Source organism: Stenotrophomonas sp. WHRI 8082 (assembly GCF_040223995.2).
GTDB lineage: Bacteria > Pseudomonadota > Gammaproteobacteria > Xanthomonadales > Xanthomonadaceae > Stenotrophomonas.
This window is the reverse complement of sequence record NZ_CP167826.1, coordinates 2988385-3009627: the sequence shown is the minus strand read 5'-3', so window position 1 is coordinate 3009627 and position 21243 is coordinate 2988385. Positions and strand designations below refer to the sequence as shown.

13 protein-coding genes are annotated in these 21243 nt (G+C 63.8%); 5 read left to right on the top strand and 8 right to left on the bottom strand.

Features of this window, described 5'->3' with window-relative positions; genetic code table 11:
- Positions 1–166: 166 nt before the first annotated feature.
- The 3 genes from ABRP17_RS13020 to ABRP17_RS13010 all read right to left on the bottom strand — a co-directional run bounded on the left by ABRP17_RS13020 (position 167) and on the right by ABRP17_RS13010 (position 7054).
- Positions 167–3214 carry a fused MFS/spermidine synthase gene (locus ABRP17_RS13020; protein WP_349985727.1) on the bottom strand — a complete coding sequence of 1016 codons (3048 nt, stop codon included), beginning with the start codon at positions 3212–3214 and terminating at the stop codon, positions 167–169.
- A gap of 244 nt (positions 3215–3458) precedes the next feature.
- Positions 3459–6521, bottom strand: a complete 3063-nt coding sequence (locus tag ABRP17_RS13015) for a fused MFS/spermidine synthase (RefSeq protein ID WP_349985728.1) — start codon at positions 6519–6521, stop codon at positions 3459–3461.
- Positions 6522–6634: 113 nt separating this feature from the next.
- Positions 6635–7054 (bottom strand): pilin, encoded by a 420-nt coding sequence (locus tag ABRP17_RS13010; RefSeq protein ID WP_349985729.1) that lies wholly within the window; start codon positions 7052–7054, stop codon positions 6635–6637.
- Positions 7055–7409: 355 nt separating this feature from the next.
- Here ABRP17_RS13010 and ABRP17_RS13005 point away from each other — a divergent pair, with 355 nt between their 5' ends.
- The 3 genes from ABRP17_RS13005 to coaE are packed head-to-tail and all read left to right on the top strand — an operon-like array spanning position 7410 to position 10147.
- Complete coding sequence (locus tag ABRP17_RS13005; protein WP_349985730.1) at positions 7410–8669, top strand: type II secretion system F family protein; 1260 nt, start codon at positions 7410–7412, stop codon at positions 8667–8669.
- A 3-nt stretch (positions 8670–8672) separates the two neighbouring features.
- Entirely contained in the window at positions 8673–9536 is an 864-nt protein-coding gene (locus tag ABRP17_RS13000; protein ID WP_192081514.1) for an A24 family peptidase, read from the top strand.
- A complete protein-coding gene (gene coaE, locus ABRP17_RS12995) occupies positions 9533–10147 on the top strand; it encodes a dephospho-CoA kinase (protein WP_349985731.1) in 615 nt (204 codons plus the stop codon). Before ABRP17_RS13000 ends, coaE begins: the two co-directional genes overlap by 4 nt.
- Before the next feature lie 127 nt (positions 10148–10274).
- Here coaE and ABRP17_RS12990 read toward each other — a convergent pair whose 3' ends face one another.
- Positions 10275–12803 carry a hypothetical protein gene (locus ABRP17_RS12990; protein ID WP_349985732.1) on the bottom strand — a complete coding sequence of 843 codons (2529 nt, stop codon included), beginning with the start codon at positions 12801–12803 and terminating at the stop codon, positions 10275–10277.
- A 461-nt stretch (positions 12804–13264) separates the two neighbouring features.
- Between ABRP17_RS12990 and ABRP17_RS12985 the strand changes: the two genes are divergently transcribed.
- Complete coding sequence (locus tag ABRP17_RS12985) at positions 13265–13678, top strand: hypothetical protein (protein WP_349985733.1); 414 nt, start codon at positions 13265–13267, stop codon at positions 13676–13678.
- Between the two features lie 108 nt (positions 13679–13786).
- On the opposite strand, the gene ABRP17_RS12980 is transcribed toward ABRP17_RS12985, so the two are convergent.
- The 4 genes from ABRP17_RS12980 to rimK form a co-directional block, all read right to left on the bottom strand.
- Entirely contained in the window at positions 13787–15160 is a 1374-nt protein-coding gene (locus tag ABRP17_RS12980) for a sensor histidine kinase (RefSeq protein ID WP_372486785.1), read from the bottom strand.
- Positions 15123–15800 carry a response regulator transcription factor gene (locus ABRP17_RS12975; RefSeq protein WP_188326358.1) on the bottom strand — a complete coding sequence of 226 codons (678 nt, stop codon included), beginning with the start codon at positions 15798–15800 and terminating at the stop codon, positions 15123–15125. Before ABRP17_RS12975 ends, ABRP17_RS12980 begins: the two co-directional genes overlap by 38 nt.
- Positions 15801–15946: 146 nt before the next feature.
- Positions 15947–16441 (bottom strand): hypothetical protein, encoded by a 495-nt coding sequence (locus tag ABRP17_RS12970; protein ID WP_349985734.1) that lies wholly within the window; start codon positions 16439–16441, stop codon positions 15947–15949.
- A gap of 349 nt (positions 16442–16790) precedes the next feature.
- Positions 16791–17669, bottom strand: a complete 879-nt coding sequence (gene rimK / locus ABRP17_RS12965) for a 30S ribosomal protein S6--L-glutamate ligase (RefSeq protein WP_349985735.1) — start codon at positions 17667–17669, stop codon at positions 16791–16793.
- A 292-nt stretch (positions 17670–17961) separates the two neighbouring features.
- On the opposite strand from rimK, the gene ABRP17_RS12960 reads away from it, so the two are divergent.
- Positions 17962–21216, top strand: a complete 3255-nt coding sequence (locus ABRP17_RS12960) for an ATP-binding protein (RefSeq protein ID WP_349985736.1) — start codon at positions 17962–17964, stop codon at positions 21214–21216.
- Positions 21217–21243 lie beyond the last annotated feature (27 nt).

Here is a 21243-nt window from a genome sequence, read left to right as displayed (position 1 = left end):
CGGCCTGTGTCAGACACCCCATTCCCGGAGAGAACCCGCCGAGCACGGCTCGGCGCTACCGGATTGCCGATCGCCCGGTAGCGCCGACCCATGGTCGGCGAGCGCGAAGCGCGGCCTGCGTCAGACATCCCACTCCCGGACAGAATCCGCCGAGCACGGCTCGGGCCTACCGGTCCTGTTTCCCCAGCGCAGCCATGTAGGTCAGCAACCGCAGCCGACCACTGGCACGTGCATCCGGCCCCAGCGCATCCCAGTAGCGGTCCGAAAGCGCCCGCGCCAATCGCGTGTCACCGCTCGCCCACGCAGCGTGCTGCAGCGCGCCGAACAGGTAATACCCTGACCGCGCATCTGCCAGCAGCCCTGCGCTATGCGGCCCTTCCAACAACCGCTGCCCGGTCGCCAGCACCTGTGCGTGGTCATCAGACGCGGCAGCCGACACCAGGGCCAGCGCATCAATCACCGTCGGATCGCGCAGCGGGCAGGGCCGCCACGTCGGCTTCACCCACAGCGCTTCGCGTTCTTCGGGTGCAAGGAACGGCACGGTCTCCCCCGCCAGGAAGAACACCAGCCCGGCCGTCTCCAGCGGCGTAATCTCCATCTCGCACCGAGCGCCCAACGTCCGCAGCGCGTCCGCCAACGCATGGTCGCCGCCGCCAGGCAGGTCCGCGCCATGCTGCAGGCGCTGGGACAACAGCTGCGCGGTGGTGCGACGCTGCAGCACCTGCAGATTCAACTGGCTGCCCTCCGCGCGGGGCAGTCGCGGCTCCGGCCCACCCCAGTCGCGGGTCAGCGGCCAGGGCGCGGTCATGATGGATTCCACGTCGCCGACATATCCCTGCTGGAAGCGGGCCACTGGCGCGCGCAAGGTCAGAATCGGGTGGTAATCGGAATGACGCGGCGACGGATACAAAGCCGGATACGCACGCAGCGCAGCATCTCCCATGGCGAAGGTGTCGCGCAGGTCATCCAGCCCATGCACGCCCACGCGCGCCAGCTCCGCACGCAGCGCCGGCTGGTCGAAGATTCCCGCATTGAGCTCCGGCAGCCGGCCTTTCGGCGTGGCCACGATGATCAGGTCTGAATCGTTGGCCAGATACGCACGAACATCGCTGAAATGATCCACCAGCCCATCCAGTACGGACGACACCAGCTCCGGCGTGATCTCGTACAACTGCAGCCACTGTACGAACAGCCCACCCTCGTTGAGCTGCCTTGGCACGAACGCATAGAACTCATCGCTGAACAACGACGCCGTGCCGCCCACCCACGGATTGGACGGCTCGGAGATGATCAGGTCGTACCGCTGCCCACTGCCCGCGAAGTGCGCCTTGGCATCATCGATGACGATATGCGAGCGTGGATCGGTATAGGCGCGCGACACACGATCACCGAACAGGCGCGCGCCCTCCACCATCGCCGGCTCGATCTCCACCGTGTCCACACGCCCCACGCGCGGATCGCCGAGCAGCGTGTGCGTGGTAAGGCCGGATCCAAAGCCGATCACCCCCACCCGATCAACGCCATGGCCCAGCGCCAAAGGCAACGCCCCCAGCAACACCATCGTGGACTCATCGCCACTGGGCTCCTGGTCCAGGGTGACCGTCATGCCGGCATCCACCTTGCCATTGGTGGCAATCGAACGTACTGGCCCTGCGCCGCGATCGGTCTCGAATACCGACACGGTGGCGGTCTGGCCATCCTTGAAGAACAGCATCTTCGCGCTGTCATGCAGCCGGGCGCCCCCGTGGCGATACACCGACGAACTGAGGACCAGCGGGTCGAAGCGCACCAGACTGACAGCAGCCACGACGCCGGCAAGACCCAACGCGACGGCAGTGAACGCGCCCGTCCGGGAGCCTGTGCGGCGGGGTGCCTTTTCGCGGCTCGCGATTGGCCACAACAGCCACACCCCCAAACCTATGTCTGCCACCGCCGCGACCAGCAGTGCGTACTTCAAACCCAGCATAGGCATCAGGACATGCACGGCGGCCAGCACACCGACGATCGCACCCAGCGTATTGAACGCATACACCTGCCCGATCACCTTTTCACCGCGCCCCTCGCGCAGCAGCGCCAGTGTCAGCAGCGGCAACGTCATGCCTGCGAAGAACGCCGCCGGGAACATCACCGCCACCGCGATTACCGCACTGGCCACGCTGTACAGACCGTAGCCTTCCGCACTGCGCACGATCACCCGCATCAGCCAGCCGACCCACTCGAAGGCCTGCGCATAGACGAACATCGACGCCAACGCGGCAAGGCCCATAAGCACCTGCACCCAGCCCGCAACACGCAAGGGAGAGGCCATGCGGTCGGCGCGGTGGCGCAGCCACAGCCCACCGAAGGCGATGCCGGCGATGAACGCGGCCAGCATCAGTTCGAACGAATGCAACGTGGTGCCCAGAGCGAGCGACAGCATGCGCACCCAGGTTATTTCGTAGACGAAGGAGGTCGCTCCGGTCAGCAGCGCGATGCACAGCACGGCCAGCACCGGCATGATCCGGGGCGTAGAGTGCCCGCTTTTTTTACTGGATCGCGGGGGTGTTGCTGGATCCTCGGCCTTCGCGCTGACTACGTAACCTGTTCCGGCCCGCGCCAGTGGATAGATCAGCGCGGCCACCAGGATATTCAGCGCCCCTGCCACCATCACCGCACCCGGCAAGCCCAACGCAGGCAGCAGCAGATACGTGGATGCCAATGCACCACACGCCGCGCCGATGCTGTTGGCGAAATAAAGGCCCGCCAGCACTTCCCCCTGCGCCTGCGGCTGCGCACGCAGGTAGCCCGCGCTCATCAAAGGGAACGTTGCACCGAGCAGGACGCATTGCGGCAAGACCAATACCGACGCCAGCAGCCACCGCAAGGCGGTGGCGCCCTGCCCTTGCAGCCCCGGCAACAGGTAGGTGTAAGCAAGGCCGGTGATGCCCTGGAACGTCCAGTCGAAGACGAGGCCGAGGATGCCGATCAGCAGCTCGATGGCGGCGTAGGCCAGCAGCGGGTAACGCCACGCGGTGCTACGCCGGCTGGCCCACCATGCGCCCAGGGCCATGCCGCCCATGAAGAGCATGAGGACGAGGGATTGGGCGTGGGACGAGTGGCCGAGGAACAGCCCGAGGTACTGACTCCAGATGGACTGGTAGATCAGGCCGGCGAAGCCGGAGAGGATGAAGATGGGGAGGAGGTAGATGCTGGGGTGGCGTGCGACGGGGGTCATGTACCGAGGGTGCTCCAGGCAGGATTCAACGTTCGTCCACCCGCCCGTATGCAACGACGAAACAGCCGCAGAAGTGCGGATATCCCGTTCTGACGTTGTCTAATGACGCGTGGACGCTACTGAATCTAGCATCGTCTCCGCTCGTGAACGACAAAGCCCCAGCCGGCGCTTTCCACCATTCGTCACTTCGAATCGAGACTCACCCGCAGCGGGAAACCGCCGTGGGTGAGTGTCGACCGAGGCGTCACCTCGTCGCCGCGCCCCGTTCCGGTGAACCCTTCGGATCATCGGTTGAAGCCATGTACGTGAGGAGTCGAAGGGTGCCATCGCGCTGGGCCTCCGCACTCAGCCGCTGCCAATTCTGGTCCATCAACGCTTTGGCGCGTATTGAATCGCCCATCGACCATGCAGCATGCTGCATGGCACCGAACAGATAGTAGCCTGTGCCGCTGTCCGCCATCAGCGCCGTGCCATCGACGCCGTCCAACAGGCGCTGGCCGTGCAGTAGCACCTTGCCATGGTCGCCATCCGCAGCTGCGGACAGCAACGCCAAGGCGTCGTTCACGGTAGGATTCGCCGCCGTGCATCCGAGCCAGGCCCGCTCACTCCACAAGCGCCTACGTTCCGGCTCCGCGAGATAGGGAATCGTATCCCTTGCCAGTTGGAAGAGAAGCGAGGTCGACACAACCGGCTGCGCATCGAGCGTGCAGGCCGCCGCAAGCCCCCGCACTGCTTCCACCTGCACGGTCTCTTCCACCGTCAAGCCATCCGGGTGCTCACCTGCTACCGCACGCTCCAGCGCACCCGCCCTTCGCCGCTTCTCAATGAGCAGGAGCGGAAGGCGTTGACCGTTTTCCGCCCGCGACGACTCCCGCTCGACGGTCGGCAGCATGGGCCATGCCGCCGTCATGAAGGACTCGAAGTCACCCGTAAATGCGCGCTGGAAACGAGCTACGGGCGCATTGAGCATGAGCGACGGGAAGTAGTCCGAGTTGCGCGCGGCAGGATAAAGAGGCACGTACATGCGCAATGCGGTGTCATCCATGGCCAGCGCATCCTGCAGATCCGCCACGCCATGCACGCCGATGCGAGCCAAGTCGCTGCGCACTGCAGCCTGCGAGAACACACTGTCGCTGAGCGCAGGAAGCTTGCCTTCCGGCACCGCGACAATGATCAGATCACCGTTATTGGCCAGATACCCGCGGACATCAGAGAACTGCTCCAGCAGACCTGACAGCACGGAACTGACAAGCTCAGGCGTGATCTCATACAGTTGAAGCCACTGCACGAAAATGCCGCCTTCATTCAACTGCTGCGGAATGAATGCATAGAACTCGGTGCTGAAAAGCGCTGCCGTACCGCCTACCCACGGATTGGAAGGCTCGGAGATGATCAGGTCGTACTTGCGTGGGCTGGCGGCGAAATGCGCCTTGGCGTCATCTATCACCACGTGCGAGCGCGGATCATTGAAGGCGCGCTCCACGCGGCTACCGAACAGACGAGCGCCGTCCACCATCGCAGGCTCGATCTCCACCGTATCCACCTGGCCAACGCGGGCATCCCCCAACAATGTATGCGTGGTAAGGCCGGATCCGAACCCGATCACGCCAACGCGATCATAGCCATCACGCAAAGCCAGCGGCAGGGCGCCGAGCAGGACCATCGTAGATTCGTCAGTCGTCGGCACCATATCGAGCGTCGTGGTCATGCCGGCATCGACCTTGCCGTTGGTGGCAATGGACCGGACGGTGTCCGCGCCACGCAGACCTTCATACACCGCGACCGTTGCCGTCTGACCGTCGCGGTAGAACAGCATCTTCGTGGAATCAGCGAGTCGCGTGCTCCCATGACGGTAGACGGAAGAACTGAGAACAAGCGGATCGAACTGAACCAGCATGACCGAAGCGCCGATGCCCACCAGCCCCAACACGCCTGCGTAGGCAGGTGCACCCGCCCAGGAAGCGCGGCGAGACGTTGAGACATGCGCAAGCAACATCACGCCCAGAATCAAATCGACCAGCGCTGCCACGATAAGCGCATATTTCAGGCCCAGCAGGGGCATGAGCAGGTGCACGGCGGCCAGAACGCCTACGATCGCACCGATGGTATTGAAGGCATACGCCTGCCCGATAGAGCGTTCACCACGCCCACTCCGGAGCAGCGCCAGGGTGAGCAAGGGCAACGTCATGCCTGCGAAGAATGCGGCGGGGAACATGACCAGCACCGCGATGACGCCGCTTGCGAGATTATAGGCCGCGTAGCCTTCCGCGCTGCGCACGATCACCTTCATCAGCCAGCCAACCCATTCGAATGAGTTCGAGTAGATGAACATGGAGGCCAGGGCTGCAAGCCCCATCCACACTTGCACCCAGCCCGCGACGCGCAGCGGCGATTCCATCTTGTCCGCGCGGTTGCGCAACCACAGCCCGCCGAACGCGATGCCGGCGATGAACGCTGCCAGCATCAGCTCAAACGAGTGGAGCGTAGTACCCAATGCCAGCGACAGCATGCGCACCCAGGTTATCTCGTACACAAAGGAGGAGGCACCAGTCAGTGCAGCAACCAGCAGCACCAGCCAGACCTGTCGCGCGTTGCTTCGGCGCTGTGCGTCGAGAGGGCCACTTGGTGGCTGCCCAGACGCCGGAACAGGTGCCAGTGAATCGCGGGCCAGCGGGTACACCAGAATCGCGACCGCGATGTTGAGCAATCCCGCCGCCATCACAGTGCCGGGCAGACCCACTGCGGGCAGCAGCAGATACGTCGAGGCAAGCGCGCCACATGCGGCGCCAAGGCTGTTGGAGAAATACAGGCCGGCAAGCACCTGCCCCTGCGCACCAGACTGCAGGCGGATGTAGCCCGCACTCATCAGTGGAAACGTTGCACCTAGCAGGATGCATTGCGGCAAGACGAGCAAGGTCGCGAGGGCCCAGCGGAAGGCCACAAGTGCTCCGCCTTCCAGACCCGGCATGACATGGGCGAACGCCCAGCCGGTAACGGACTGGAACAGACCATCAAAGCCCAGGCCGAGCACGCCGATGACGAGTTCGATGACCGCATAGACCAGCAGCGGCCTGCGCAGCCGCTCGCTGTAGCGGCTGATGCCCCAGGCGCCTAAGGCCATGCCGCCCATGAACAACATGAGTACCAAGGATTGCGCGTGGGATGAGTGGCCGAGCAGCAGGCCGAGATACTGGGTCCAGATGGACTGGTAGATCAGTCCAGCGAAGCCCGAAAGAATGAAAATCGCCAGCAGCCACGTCGCGCCACCGTACCGCCCCCTGCTTCCGCTTGCCATGCCCTGCAACATCTCCGCCCCCTTTGCAGCTTTTCCACTGACCCGTAACCCTGCGATCACAAAGTACTCGACAAAAAAATGCCCCGCAGGTGCGGGGCATTTCTACGCGATCCTACAGACTGCCGTTAGCGGCAATCGGTCGGAACGACAGCCTTGTTCGTAATCGTGGTGCTGCAAGCCCACTTCAGCTGGCCGCTGGTACCGACGGCCGTCGGGGTCAGCACGATGTTGCCGGTCGCATTCGGGACGGTCGACACCGCGGTGACGATACCGGTGGTCGGGGTGATGGTGATGCCCGACACGTACTTGGTGGCGCCCGGGAAGGTGTAACCGCTGTTAGCAACGGTCACGTTGGCCAGACCGCCAGTGGCGGAGGCGGTTTCAGCCACAGCCAGCTTCGCCGGGGCGGCCATCACGATCACTTCAGAAACCTTGGCGCGTGCGGTGTAATCCTGGTAAGCCGGCAGAGCGATGGCGGCCAGGATGGCAATGATCGCGACAACGATCATCAATTCGATAAGGGTGAAGCCCTTCTGATTCTTCATTTTGATACATCCCCAAGAAATGGTGGTGGTAAGAAAGAGTACTGCTGCCGGAGCCGGTGGCTCCACTGTTGAGCGGGCCGCAGCACCTTGCAGGAGGAGTAAAGCAGGTAGCGTGCCAACTTCCCCGACACCCCTGCCGGACTCCCCGCGCCAATGATGGCAGCAATTTCTGTACAGGGAACCCCTCACGGCAATATTCGAGACCCGGATGACAAAGTGACGCGCTGCGTCACCTTTAGCCCCGATCGACACGGGGTGACGGGGCTGGCCCACAGACGTACTGCCCAGAAGGCTCGGAATCCGCTAGCATCGCCGGATCGATGCCTGCTGGGGATGGCAGGCCGGGGAGCCCAGAATGTCCGCAAGTCGCAGTGCGATGAAAAAAGAGCCCGTGGCGCGCAGCACCATGGAGATGGCACCGTTTGTCTGGGAGGGGACCGACAAACGAGGCGTCAAGATGAAGGGCGAGCAGTTGGCCAAGAATGCCAACCTGCTCAAGGCAGAGCTGCGCCGCCAAGGCATCACGCCCAAAGTGGTCAAGCCGAAGACCAAGCCCCTGTTTGGTCAGGCAGGCAAGCCAGTGTCGCCCAAGGATATTGCCTTCTTCAGCCGCCAGATGGCGACGATGATGAAATCCGGCGTGCCCATTGTGTCGGCGCTCGAGATCATCGGTGGCGGGCACAAGAACCCGCGCATGAAGAAGATGGTCGATGGCATCCGCATGGACATCGAAGGGGGCTCTTCGCTGTACGAAGCGATCAGCCGCCATCCCGTGCAGTTCGATGAGCTCTATCGCAACCTCGTGCGTGCTGGCGAAGGGGCAGGCGTGTTGGAAACGGTGCTGGATACCGTTGCCAACTACAAAGAAAACATCGAGGCATTGAAGGGCAAGATCAAGAAGGCGTTGTTCTACCCTGCCATGGTCATCGCCGTGGCGCTGATCGTGTCCGGCATTCTGCTGATCTTCGTCGTGCCGCAGTTCGAGGAAGTATTCGCCGGGTTCGGCGCCGAACTTCCGGCATTCACCCAGATGATCGTGAATCTTTCCCGATTCATGGTCTCGTGGTGGTGGCTGATCGCGATCGCAATCGCGGGAGTGATCGCCGGTTCCATCATGGCCTACAAGCGCTCGCCAAAAATGCAGCACACGATGGACCGCCTGATCCTCAAGGTACCGGTTATCGGCCAGATCATGCACAACAGCTCGATCGCCCGCTTCGCCCGCACCACCGCCGTCACCTTCAAGGCCGGCGTCCCGTTGGTTGAAGCCCTCGGCATCGTCGCAGGTGCTACCGGCAACAAGGTGTACGAGGAAGGCGTGCTGCGCATGCGTGACGACGTGTCGGTCGGCTACCCGGTCAACATGGCCATGAAGCAGATCAACCTGTTCCCGCACATGGTGGTGCAGATGACCGCCATCGGCGAAGAGGCCGGCGCCTTGGACACCATGCTGTTCAAGGTGGCGGAGTACTTCGAGCAAGAGGTCAACAACGCCGTCGATTCGCTCAGCAGCCTGCTGGAACCGATGATCATGGTCTTCATTGGCGTGGTCGTTGGCGGTATGGTGATCGGCATGTACTTGCCCATCTTCAAACTCGGCGCGGTGGTTGGATAACACATGGCATTTCTAGACCAGCATCCCGGCCTCGGCTTTCCCGCCGCGGCCGGCCTGGGGTTGTTGCTCGGCAGCTTCCTCAACGTCGTCATCCTGCGCCTGCCCAAGCGGCTGGAGTGGCAGTGGAAGCGTGACGCGCACGAGGTGCTGGAGCAGGAGGACATCTACGAGCCGCCGCCGCCTGGCATCGTGGTGGAGCCGTCGCACTGCCCGCACTGCAAGCACAAGCTGGCCTGGTACGAGAACATCCCGCTGTTCAGCTGGCTGATCCAGCGCGGCAAGTGTCGTCATTGCCACGCCCCGATCTCCATCCAGTATCCGCTGGTCGAGCTGCTGACCGCCGTGCTGGTGCTGGCCAGCGTGTGGCAGTTCGGCTTCGGCTGGCAGGGCTTCGGCGCCATCGTGCTGTCGTGCTTCCTGGTGGCGCTGTCCGGCATCGACGTGCGAACGCAGCTGCTGCCGGATCAACTCACCCTGCCCTTGATGTGGCTGGGGCTTATAGGGGCTGTCGATAACCTGTATATGCCGGCCAAGCCTGCCCTGCTGGGTGCGCTGGTGGGCTATCTGTCACTGTGGTCGGTCTGGTGGATCTTCAAACAGCTGACCGGCAAGGAAGGCATGGGCCATGGCGACTTCAAGCTGCTGGCTGCGCTGGGTGCCTGGGTGGGCCTGAAGGGCATCCTGCCGATCATCCTGCTGTCGTCGGTGGTGGGCGCGATCATCGGCTCCATCCTGCTGTACAGCCAAGGCCGCGACCGCGCGACGCCGATCCCGTTCGGCCCCTATCTGGCGATCGCCGGCTGGCTGGTCTTCATGTGGGGCGAGCCACTGATCAATGCCTACCTGAGTTACGCGAACCTGCGATGAGCCGGTTCGTGGTCGGCCTGACCGGGGGTATCGCCTCCGGTAAAAGTGAAGTGACCCGCCGCTTCGAAGCGCTTGGCGTTACCGTGGCCGACGCCGATGTGGCTGCCCGCACCGTGGTGTCCCAAGGCAGTCCGGCGCTGGCGATGATTGCCGAACGCTTCGGGCCGGACATGCTACAGGCCGATGGCACGCTGGACCGCGGCCGCCTGCGTGCTCATGTGTTTGCCGCCGTGGCCGAGCGTAAAGCGCTGGAAGCGATCACCCACCCGGCCATTCGGCAGTTGCTGCACGACCAGTGCGTCCAGGCGGAAAGCCCCTACGCCATTGCCGCCATCCCGCTGCTCACCGAGGCCGGTGGCCGCGATGCTTATGCGTGGCTGGATCGGATACTGGTGGTGGACGCGCCGGAAGCGCTGCAACTTGCGCGCCTGATGCAACGCGACGGCAGCGACGTGGTGCTGGCGCAGCAGATGATCGACGCGCAGGCCAGCCGCGCGCAGCGGCTCGCCCTGGCGGACGATGTGGTGCCCAACGATGGCCACCCGGATGCATTGCAGGCGCAGGTTGAGCGGTTGCACGCGATCTACCTGCAAGCCGCCGCCGAGGCCTGATCCCTGGTAGCGCCGAGCCACGCTCGGCGAGCGCAGCGGCACTTGCAGAACCGAGATATCCAACAGCCACCGACCGTCACGACACATGGCGACCCGGCTCTGCAGGCCCATCAGCGCCGCGCCGGGCTCAACGCTCTACCAGCCCCACCGCGAACAGGGCATTGCGCACCTGACGCCAGGTGTATTCCCGATGCTCGACCAGCCCCGCCCGTCGGGCAAACAGCAGGTCCGACAGTTGATTGTGCTGCAAAACGACACACCCGTCCGGGTGATAGCGAACCGCTACAAGCGCCAACACGCCGGCTCGGCCCTCTCCGTCGACATAGTCCACCTGCGCGGCGTCGGTATGGATCGCGAACGTCTTTGTTCGACCATCCCAGTTCAGCCGGGTCCTGCCCGCAAGCTCGACAGCCGATCTGTCGTTGCGAATGCGGAATCCGTTGAGCGGAAACGGCCTTTCGGTTTCAAGATCGTCCGGCGCAGGCATCCGGTTGAACCCATAGTTCTCCAGTACCTGCGCCCCTTCTTCAGCGCTAAGCCCCTGCAATCCATGTTCTCGCATGAACTCTGTTTCGGCACCCGGCAACGCGGTCAGCCTGCGACCACCTGCCGGTGCCGACTCCAGGTACAGGGCACCCGTGCGACCGTTGCGGTCAACATAGAAAATCGCATCGTCGGCGATCTGAAAGGACGTGAAGTAGACCGCAGTCCTTGATACAGATGGATCGGTTCCGTGCGCGAACGTGACCGCGCCCACCTCTTTGCGCCGCAGAAGGCCTACTTCCCTGTCAACCGGGAGTGATGGCGTTGCCTCCAAGCGGATGAACAGATGATTGGACACGATCGGCTCGACCGGGCGATGGGGGTCGGGTTGGCGAGTACCCGTGCCCGCCTGCCGCAGCCCTGACATATCCTCGATGCGCGGAATCAGATTTTCCAAGCCCAAGCTGTCACTTTCCAGCAGCAGGCCATCCTCCGCAACGACAAGGCCACTCTCGCGCACGTCGATCCTGCTGAAACCGAAGTTCATGGCCGCCATCTCAGGCGCAGAGCGTCGCGCGAAGAACGCGAGGAAGTCCTGGCCGCCCCCATCGCGCCGCGCTGTGCGCAGCACCGCGAACTGGCCGGACGCGAGCATATGGTCGTCCCGAATGTGATGCGCTCGCCGGGACGCGTCGGAGATCACGGAGATCGTCGCCACGCTGAACAACCCATAGTCCCCCAGCCGTACGGGTCTACGCGGCGCGTCGTTCAACAGCTGATCCAGTCCGCCGTACACGCGGAACATTTCGTCCTCTTGGCCGGATTCGGCGATGGCCATGAATGCAACAATATCCCCCTCCTTACCGGCCGGGGTGGGGAATAGGTGCTTGAACTGCTCCACTGCGTTGCGATGAACGCAGAAAAGCACCTCTCGCCCTTCTACGCGGTTGTGGACGCCGGACAAGGGCAACTGCCTGATCTGGTGGCGGGCGCGACCGAGGCGGTCGAAACGCAGGCACGCCTTCTCCGGCCCTGCGACGTCCGCTTCAGGCGGCGTACGATGCGACGCTGCAGCAACGGCATTGGTGCCCCGTGGATGTGCGCCGATCTTTCCGGCTGTTCCGCCCTTGCTGCCGCGGTGAGCCGCCGCTTCCTGCGCCTCCGCTTGCTCTCGGGCAACATTACGGTTCTTGTGCTTCACTGCGCCGGCGAAAACCGGCCCCGCACCATCAGGCGGACTGAAGGTGTCGCGCCGGTGAGCATGGGCCGCGTGCGCATGCCCGCCCATTCCCGTGATGATCCGCCGCCGCTTCTGTACGCCAGCGGCGGCCTTGCCGCTATGACCTTTGTGCCCGCCACCCGGCGCATTGACGGGGCGGTTCCCCCTGCGTCTGGCCCCTTTTGCGTCCACGCCCCAATTATTTCCACCATCATCTGGTGGCCCGATGTCAGGGCGGTAAAGCAGCGCAGCCGCATGAGGAAAGGCCCCCGCTACTACCCGGCGCTCGGATGACCACGCAGTGTCCATCACTGCGTGACGATGCGCCGCCTCGCCGTGGTGTTCGTGGGCGCCTGACACATTGGAGAGGATACGCAGCGCGGCAACAGAGCCGGCGACCGCGCGCCCGGTGCGGGTTTGCGGCCACGTCGGATGATCGGACTGCAGGCGTTCCAGCAACAGCGCACACAGCGCCAGTCCGACCACCACGTCACTACGCGCGGCGATGGCCTGTAGTCCGGCCATGACAGGACGCCCCAGCAGCGCCCGGAGATGCGGCGTTGCGTCCGGCTGGGCAACTGCCGCGCATAGACCCGCCTCCACGGTCTGCAGCAGATCCCAGCGCATTGCCGCGCTCAGGCACCGTACCGCATTGAACAGACCCAGCGGCAGCTGCACTCCTGGAATGCACTGCGCCAGCAGCGCTGCTGCTTGGTGGAAGCACAGATCGGCACCCCAGCGCATCATCTGCACCGAAACCGCGCGGGCAACGCGACGCACCTCGCCCGGCGTGGGCGACTGGCTGGGCCGGTCGATCACGCTCAGCTGCCTGTTGGCCACCGCTACGACGCGCCCCGGGCATACCCTCGTCAGCAAGTGCGCCATGATCTGCTGCGGATGCAGGAATGACTGCCCACAAGCCGATTGCAGAGTGGATAGATCATTGCGCATCATCTGGCTGCCTGTGCAGGTGGAGTGGCGGGACCGAACGCCACCTCCCGCCCGGCTCACGTGCAAGCGTCATCAATACCTGCACGCGCCGCCTTCAGATTTCTTGCAGCCTATCGCACACTCGGCAACGCCCCGATTACCAGCGGCTGTGGGGATGGGGTGGAGCCGGCTCATGAAACGAATACAGCTTTCCTGATGTACGCACGTGGCAGTTCTGCCCACGATGACCGGGCTGGAACGAGCAGTTCCAGCCGGGATTGGAGTCCCGTTGCTCTCAACTGGATAACTCTGTTGTCGCCCGTTCCGGGCACGGCGGAGAATGCACTGCCCCGCCGTTCTGCGGCGGGCGGTGCGTGGGGATTCCCATATCCGCCGGTTATTCCAGTTGAAGCCCGGTACTCCAACCCGCACCGTCCGCCACCTCGCCGCTGGGCAGGTGGCTTTACGATTCTGCGAGGGCTTTCATGGCAGCATTCTCTCCCCCTGGTGCACGGCTACATGCCCTGATTGGCGATGCAGTGTTGGACATCCCCTTCCATCTGGTTGAACGGCTGGACGCGGCGTTGGCTGACGGCGGGATGCCCGAGCCAAAGCCTGCTCTGATCGACTTCCTTGATTCGATGCAGCGCGGTGATGCCGGTGATGGTGAGCCGTGGGGAGAAGCCGGAATGCCGGTCGATCGCTGCGCCGACCTTGCGCGCGTGAGCAGGAACCTGACTGCACTGAGTGCGGTGATGCGCCTGCTGCACGCCGTGCACCGGACACGGCAGCAGGATGATGGCCGGTCGTCGCTGGATGCGCGCGTCGAACAGGGCCTGCTGTTAGCTGGCAGGGAGTTGGCGGACTCGGCGGTGGCTGTATTAGACGCCGGGCGATGAAGCGCCTCGCGGGCCTGCAACGATCGTCATCCCGGTAGCGCCGAGCCACGCTCGGCGAGCGCAGCGGCAAGTGCGGACGGCCAGCGGCCGTCACTACCCTGATTGCCCTCAGCCCAGCAGCTTGGGGGCGAAGGTCAACGTGGCCACGACACCCCGGTCGCCGCCGGGGCGGACACTGACCTGCCAGCCATAGAGGTCGCACAGGCGGCTGACGATCGACAGGCCGATGCCGCCGCCCTGCGAGTGACCGGCGTGGGTGCCGCGGTAACCGCGCTGGAACAGCTTGGCGGCGTCTTCTTCGCTCAGGCCGGGCCCACTGTCGGCCACCGATACGGCGTTGTTGCCCACGTTGACCCGCACTTCGCCGTCCTGCGAGTACTTCACCGCGTTGCCGATCAGGTTGCCCAACGCCACCGACAATGCCGATTCCGGTGCATCCACGATCAGGTCGCGATCACCTTCCAAGGTCAGGGTGATGGGCTTCCCGCCCAGCTGTGCGCGGTGCGATTCGAGCAACTGTTCGGCGACCCGAGCCACGTTGCTGGTGCCCTGCCCGCGCTCATTGCGCGATAGCAGCAGCAACGCGCCGATCAGATCGCTGCACTGTTGTTCGGCACGCTGGATGCGCTGCAGCCGCTGCAATACTTTCTCATCCAGCCCGGGCCGGGTCAGCAGCAGTTCGGTCGCACCGCGGATGACGGCCAGCGGCGTGCGCAGCTCATGGCTGACGTCGGCATTGAACTCGCGGTCGCGCTGCACCACCTCAGTCAGCCGCGACGAATAATCGTCCAGCGCCTGTGCCAGCTGCCCCACTTCGTCGTCAGGAAAACGCGGTGCCAGCGGTTCGGGGTCACTGGTGCCGCCGCGATACGCACGCAGCCGCTTGGCCAGGTCCGATACGGGCTTCATCACCTTGGAAGCGGACCACCAGCCGAGCACCAAGGACAGCAGGCTGAATACCAGCACGGAGATCCACAGCGCGCGTTTCAGCTGCGCCTCACCCCGCGTGGCCTCGGTCATGTCGTAGGCAAGGAAGAACCAGGCGTCATCGGCTTTGCGTACAGCCAGCTTGTAGGCGTACGGCTTGCCATCCTCGTCCAGACCACTGACGTTGTGGTTGCCATTGGGCAAGCCAGCCCACTCGGGCCGCTCTTCGCGGACGCGGTCGAACTTGTCGCGTGGGTACAAGAACGCCCGGATCTGCTGCACGGGCAGGTCCGGGTTGCGGCTGCGATCGGAGTAGTAGCGCTTGGCGTACTCGTCGATGTTCCGGTTCATCACGTCTTCGACGAGCTGGTTCTCCACGCGCGCGCGCGCCCAGTTCGTGGCGAACGCAAACAGCGTGGTCAGACAGAAGCCCAACAGCACGAAGGAGACGATGATGCGGCTGCGCAGCCGACGACGGTAAGGTCCGCGCCGGCGACGCCCCCTGCGTACGGGGTCTTCAGGCATCCGGTGCAGCGATCCGGTAGCCGATGCCATGACGGGTCTGGATCATCGGAACTTCAAAAGGCTTGTCCACCACGGCGCGCAGACCATGGATATGCACGCGCAGGGAGTCCGAATCCGGAAGTTCTTCGCCCCAGACGCGGGTTTCCAGCTCCTGGCGGGTGACCACGGCCGGCGAGGCTTCCATCAGCGCCTGCAGGATCTTCAGCGCGGTCGGGTTGAGCTGCAGCAACTTGCTCTGGCGACGTACTTCCAAGGTGTCGAGGTTGTATTCCAGATCGCCCGTTTCCAGCACGCGGGTCTGCACGCCCTTGCCGCGGCGGGACAGCGCGTTCAACCGCACTTCCACTTCCTGCAGCGCGAACGGCTTGATCAGGTAATCGTCCGCTCCGGAATCAAAGCCGGCCAGCTTGTTGTCCAGCGAATCACGGGCCGTCAGCATCAGCACGGGGGTCTGCTTGCGGGCTTCGTTACGCAGCTTGCGGCAGACTTCAATGCCGTCCATGCCGGGAAGGTTCAGATCCAGCACGATGGCGTCGAACTCGTGCACCACGGCCAGGTGCAGGCCCGTCACACCGTCGGCGGCGAAGTCGACCGTGTGCCCGCGGTCCTCGAGGTAGTCGCCGAGGTTGGCGGCAATATCACTGTTGTCTTCGATGACGAGAATTCGCACTGGGACCTCTGGTTCGTGGTGGGATGCCTGCCTTGGCGCGGTCGCAACCTGGAAGGTTACGACCCGGGCCTGTTGGCGGCTGACGCCAACCATACAGCCCCGGGCATTAACATTTCACACGAAGGGGCGCGCAGGGCGCGTCAACGTCAGAGGTTCACGTCTTTCGGGCTGGGGCGCGTCAGGGTCCTCATGTCCTTGCGGGCACGCTCGGTCGCCTCGCGCCGCTGCGCAACCGTCAGGCAAAGGCGTTCGGGGCGGTTGGTGCCGGTGGCGCGCTCGCGGCGGCAGACCATGCGGCTGTCGGCATGGGCGCGGCCGAGGATGGTGTTGACCACCGCTTCGTCATTGAGCACTTCGGTGCGTGCCTGCGGATTGAGTTGCTCCACGGTGTCGTTGTCCCCAAGGCGGACGCGGATGCGGTTGATGGCGGCGCTGACCTGGCTCTTCTCATCCATGGTGATTTCGCTGTAGCGCTCGCTGTGCAGCGCACGCTCGACCCCGCTGAGCTGCTCCTTGGCCGGCACGTTCAGGTCCAGCTGGACGGGGGCGGCGTCGTTCTGCTTCGGGGATTCCGCGTACGCAGCGGTGCTGCAGGCCATGCCCAGCGCGGCCATCAAGACCGCCTTCTGCCACGATTTCATACCCGTCACCTCCATGAATGAGAAGAGACTGTACGAGGCATGTGACGACGGAATCAAGGGCGCACTGGCCCTTACGGCACGTCAGATAAAAAAAAGCCCGGGCGAACACGCCCGGGCCTTAAGATTTCATATCCCGATACCGATCCTGCTGATGAGGCAGAGCTGCGGTAGGGAGGAGATTACGACACGCGCAATTAAAGGGTCGTTAAAACGGGGACCGTGCGCTTGCGAAATTACAGGAAGCCTTTTTGTTTCAATTGGTTATATAAGCGACCTGCAGGCGGGCGCATGTGGGGGCTTCCCGCCGAGCGTGGCTCGGCGCTACCGGGGTGATGGCATCTACGGCCCGCTAGCGGCTGACGATCTTTTCAACGTGGGCGATGATTCGACCCGCGATGTCGACGTTGCAGGCGCCTTCCACGCCCTCCAGACCGGGGGTGGAGTTCACTTCCAGCACCAGCGGCCCGCGTGCGGAGCGGATCAGATCGACGCCGGCGACGCTCAGGCCTAGCGCCTTGGCCGATCGCACCGCCATCTGCGCCTCGGCCCGGCTGGCCTTGGCCGGATGCGCGCTGCCGCCGGCATGCAGGTTGGAGCGGAAATCGCCCTCGGGCGCCTGGCGTTGCATGGCGGCCACGACCTGATCGCCCACCACCAGGCAGCGCAGATCGGCGCCTTGGGCCTCGCCGATGAACTCCTGCATCAGGAAGTTGGCATACAGGCCGCGCAAGGCCTCGACGATGCCGCGCGAGGCGCTGGCCTTTTCAGTCAGGATCACCCCGCGCCCCTGGGTACCCTCGTTGAGCTTCACCACATGCGGCGGCGGGCCGAGCATGGACAGCAGGTCCACGGTGTCATCCGGATTGTCGCCGAACACCGTCACCGGCATGTCGATGCCCTTGGCAGCCAGAAGCTGGTGCGCACGCAGCTTGTCGCGCGAGCGCAGGATCGCGTCGGACGGATTAGGGGTGCGGGCGCCCATCAGCTCGAACTGGCGCAGCACGGCCGTACCGTAGCGGGTGACCGAGGCACCGATCCGCGGGATGACCGCATCCACCCCGGTCATCGGCTTGCCCTTGTAATGCATGGTGAAGCCGTCGGCGGCGATACGCATGTAGCAGCGCAGCGGATCAAGCACGCGTACGGTGTGGCCGCGGCTGCGAGCGGCCTCTACCAGGCGCCGGGTGGAATACAGCTTGCTGTTGCGCGAAAGGATGGCGAGTTTCATCGGAGCCGGGCCGTGCAGAAGCGCGCAGCATAGCGTGTGCGCGGTGACGATGCCCGGCGGTCGAGCGCGAATGAGAGGACGCTCGTTTGGACCTTGCCCTCGGTCCGCTCTCAGCGCCGCCAAGGCCGGAATGGGCCTCCCTGTCGCGCCTTACGCGCGCCCTCTACTGCTCTTACGGAGCGCGCCTTCACTGCACATAACGGTGAGGACGCGTCAGTGCTCATGCCCCCATCGACACGCCACTTTCTCATTGCCTTCACTAGGCTGAGTTTCCTGCACGAACTGAGAGAGGATGATGCGCCTTGGCATGATGGTCGGATGGCTGCTGGCAACGTGTTGCGCTGCCAGCAGCGCGCTGTCCCATGCTCAGGCACCTGAGCTGCCGCTGACGCCGGAACAACGTGCGTGGCTGCATGCCCATCCGGTCATCCGGGTCGGTGTCTATGACAACGATTGGTTGCCCTTTGAGAAAGTCGAAAACGCTCGGCTTTCGGGCTTCGCTCCGGAGACATTGCAAGCCGCAGCGACCGCACTTGGCGTGAGCCTGGAGCCCAGGACCTATCCTAGCTGGGAGGCGGTGCTTGAGGCTGCCTGCGCAGGCGACATCGACGTGGTCATGGACGTACAGCTCACGTCCGCGCGTACCCGCTGCATGGTGTTCACGCAGAAATTTGCCACGGCTCCCCTGGGCATAACGGCGCGCTCCAGTGATCGCCGGTCCATCACCAGCCTCGACTTGGTGGGTCTACGGATAGCAGTTGAAGATGATCAGGTCACCGCCGTCGGCGTGCGGGATCGCTATCCCCGCGCTCAGATCGTGCCTGCCAGCGGAACGCTGGCCGCCTTGAAGAGCGTGGCGCTTGAGGACGCCGACCTGTATATCGGCAACGCTTACGTCATACAGCACTTGACCAAGCAGGAATCACTGCGCGGACTGACCCTGCTGCAGCGTCCTGACGTTCCCCCCATGAACCTCTACTTCGGCGTTCCAAACGCCGCTCAGCCATTGGCCGAAGCCTTGGACGTGGCACTCAATTCGCTGCCAGAAGCCACGCGCGTTGCGCTGCGCGTGAAGTGGTTCAAGCCCTTGGAATGGGCAGTCAACACGGGCGTAAGGTTTTCTCCTGAAGAGACAGAGGCCCTCTCTCAGCCCATAAGGTTGGGCGTTCCCCTGAATTGGGAACCCATCGCTTTTCGCGACAAGCGGGGCAAACCGTCAGGGATTGCCGGAGATTACCTGCAACGATTCGTGGAAGCCGGCGCCAGGAATCTGCACATCGTGGAATTCGAGGACGGCGAGGCGCTGCAGCGGGCAATGCGGGACAGGACGATAGATGCGGCACTCGCCGTCCCCATGACCAACGCGGCAGAAAGCGCGGGATGGCGTTTCAGTGAGCCGTTCATCACCATTCCGAGCGTCATTCTCACCCGCGTTGGCGCACCAAGAGTCATCGACCTGCGCGATCTCAACAACCGGCGCGTCGTGCTGTCCGAGCCAGACAGGCTGGGACCACTCCTCAAGGCGCAAGCGCCCTACGTTCGACTCATCACTGCAGCCGATGCGGCGACAGCCCTCAAGCTCCTCGATGGAGACGGTGCAGACGCCTATGTCGGCAATCTTGCTGTGCTGGATCCGTATCTCCGCGATGCGTACGCGGGGCAACTGCAGATTGCTGCACCGGCGGGAATTGATGACCGTTTGACGCTGGCGGCCTTTGGGAGCAGCGCCGCCCTGGCCTCCGCGTTTGATCAGGTTGTCGGCAATGTGGCGGCAGGAGAACGGGAGCGCATTCGAAACGATTGGCTGGGCGTTGGCGCCCAACCGGCGATCAATTGGCGGCAGATCATGCTGTGGGCATTGCCCGCCTTGTTGATTCTCCTCACTGGCGGACTTGTCCACACCGTGGGCTACATGCGACTTCGACGCGAGGTGTCCCAGCGTCGCATTGCAGAAAACCGGCTGTCCCGGGTCACACGCAAACTACCTGCCATCGTGTACCAGGTCCACCGCGCCCCGGATGGCACCTTCACATTCCCCTATGTAGCAGGCGACGTCTTTTCACTTTTCGGCGTTGAGCTGTCAGACGTCCTTGAGGACGAGCGCGCGATGTTCGCTCGAGTCCATCCCGATGATCAGAAGATGCTGGTCGATGCGACAGAACGCGCCGCTGCCACAGGCACAGGGCTGTCATTCCAGTTCCGGGCCCTGTCCCCGGCAGGATGGCGCTGGATTTACTCCAAAGGCGAGCTTATGGAAAGCACGGAAGCCGGTACGGAGTGGAGTGGCTACTGGGTGGACGTGACCGAATCGCACGAAGCGTCGATTGCCTTGGAAGACGCTATTGCAGTCGCTGAGAAAGCCGGCAAAGCGAAGGACGAGTTTCTGGCCACGATGAGCCACGAAATCCGCACGCCGATGAGCAGCGTAGCCGGCATGCTGGAAGTTCTTGGGCATACCGGCCTTGACCAGGAACAGAGTGCGATTCTCGCCAAGATCAACCGATCCGCGGCGGTGTTGCGACAGCTGCTCGATGACACCCTGGACATGTCGAAGATCGAGGCAGGCGCGCTGACACTGGAATGGACGGCCGTTGATCTCGCCAATGCAGTGGACACGGTGCGCGCGATGCTTGCCCCTCAAGCCGCCGCCAAGGGGCTTGCCCTGTCGGCAACGCTCGCCTCTACCGTCGCCAGCCGCGTCCTGGCCGATGAACTTCGCCTTCAACAAATACTGATGAATCTCACCAGCAACGCCATCAAGTTCACCGCGCACGGTGAAGTATCCCTACGTGTCGACGTCGTGGCCGATGCGGTGGGTGAGCAACGCCTGGCCTTTTCTGTCACCGACTCTGGCATCGGCATCCCTGCCGACCAGCTGGAGCGCATATTCGAGCCTTTCACCCAGGCAGACCTTTCAACCGCGCGAAAGTATGGCGGCACGGGCCTGGGCCTCAGCATCAGTCGCCGCTTGGCCGAACTGATGGGAGGCGAGCTGGGACTGAAGAGCACGCCAGGCCAGGGAACCTGCGCCGTCCTTTCCTTGCGCCTCGCCGTGTTGCCGCCAGAACCTCCCACTGCTGAGGAGGTCGCACCGTCAGGCACTGGGCCAGTTCCCTTGTTGCCTGCCCCGCCACCGGGACGCAGATGGCGCGTTCTGGTAGCAGAAGACGATGCCACCAGCCGGGAGATCATCCAGTGGCGGATGGGGCAACTGGGCGTGGAATGCGTCGCCGTGGAAGACGGCGCACAGGCGCTCGCAGCAGTGCGCGACGGGCGGTTCGATCTCTTGGTGACGGATTGCCAGATGCCCGTGATGGACGGCTACACGCTGGCCCGGGAAATCCGAGCGTCGGACGGATCAGCACGCGATCTGCCCATCATCGCGCTGACCGCGAGTATCTTCCCTGACGAGATCGAGCTGAGCGCGTCTGCTGGCATTGAAGAACTGTTGCCCAAATCCGCGTCGCTCAACGAACTGGGAGATGCCGTCGCGCGCGCCCTGCTGGGTCGAATCGACGTAACACACCCGCTGCAGGGCAAACCGTAGCCGGGAGCCGAGAGGTGGCCTGCCGGA

What these genes read in the sequence shown, in the direction of transcription:
- coaE (WP_349985731.1), top strand. Translation starts at nt 9,533, where the DNA reads ATGAGCCGGTTCGTGGTCGGCCTGACCGGGGGTATCGCCTCCGGTAAA.
- ABRP17_RS13010 (WP_349985729.1), bottom strand. Translation starts at nt 7,054, where the DNA reads ATGAAGAATCAGAAGGGCTTCACCCTTATCGAATTGATGATCGTTGTC.
- ABRP17_RS13015 (WP_349985728.1), bottom strand. Translation starts at nt 6,521, where the DNA reads ATGTTGCAGGGCATGGCAAGCGGAAGCAGGGGGCGGTACGGTGGCGCG.
- ABRP17_RS12985 (WP_349985733.1), top strand. Translation starts at nt 13,265, where the DNA reads ATGGCAGCATTCTCTCCCCCTGGTGCACGGCTACATGCCCTGATTGGC.
- rimK (WP_349985735.1), bottom strand. Translation starts at nt 17,669, where the DNA reads ATGAAACTCGCCATCCTTTCGCGCAACAGCAAGCTGTATTCCACCCGG.
- ABRP17_RS13020 (WP_349985727.1), bottom strand. Translation starts at nt 3,214, where the DNA reads ATGACCCCCGTCGCACGCCACCCCAGCATCTACCTCCTCCCCATCTTC.
- ABRP17_RS13000 (WP_192081514.1), top strand. Translation starts at nt 8,673, where the DNA reads ATGGCATTTCTAGACCAGCATCCCGGCCTCGGCTTTCCCGCCGCGGCC.
- ABRP17_RS12970 (WP_349985734.1), bottom strand. Translation starts at nt 16,441, where the DNA reads ATGAAATCGTGGCAGAAGGCGGTCTTGATGGCCGCGCTGGGCATGGCC.
- ABRP17_RS12960 (WP_349985736.1), top strand. Translation starts at nt 17,962, where the DNA reads ATGATGCGCCTTGGCATGATGGTCGGATGGCTGCTGGCAACGTGTTGC.
- ABRP17_RS12980 (WP_372486785.1), bottom strand. Translation starts at nt 15,160, where the DNA reads ATGGCATCGGCTACCGGATCGCTGCACCGGATGCCTGAAGACCCCGTA.
- ABRP17_RS12990 (WP_349985732.1), bottom strand. Translation starts at nt 12,803, where the DNA reads ATGATGCGCAATGATCTATCCACTCTGCAATCGGCTTGTGGGCAGTCA.
- ABRP17_RS13005 (WP_349985730.1), top strand. Translation starts at nt 7,410, where the DNA reads ATGTCCGCAAGTCGCAGTGCGATGAAAAAAGAGCCCGTGGCGCGCAGC.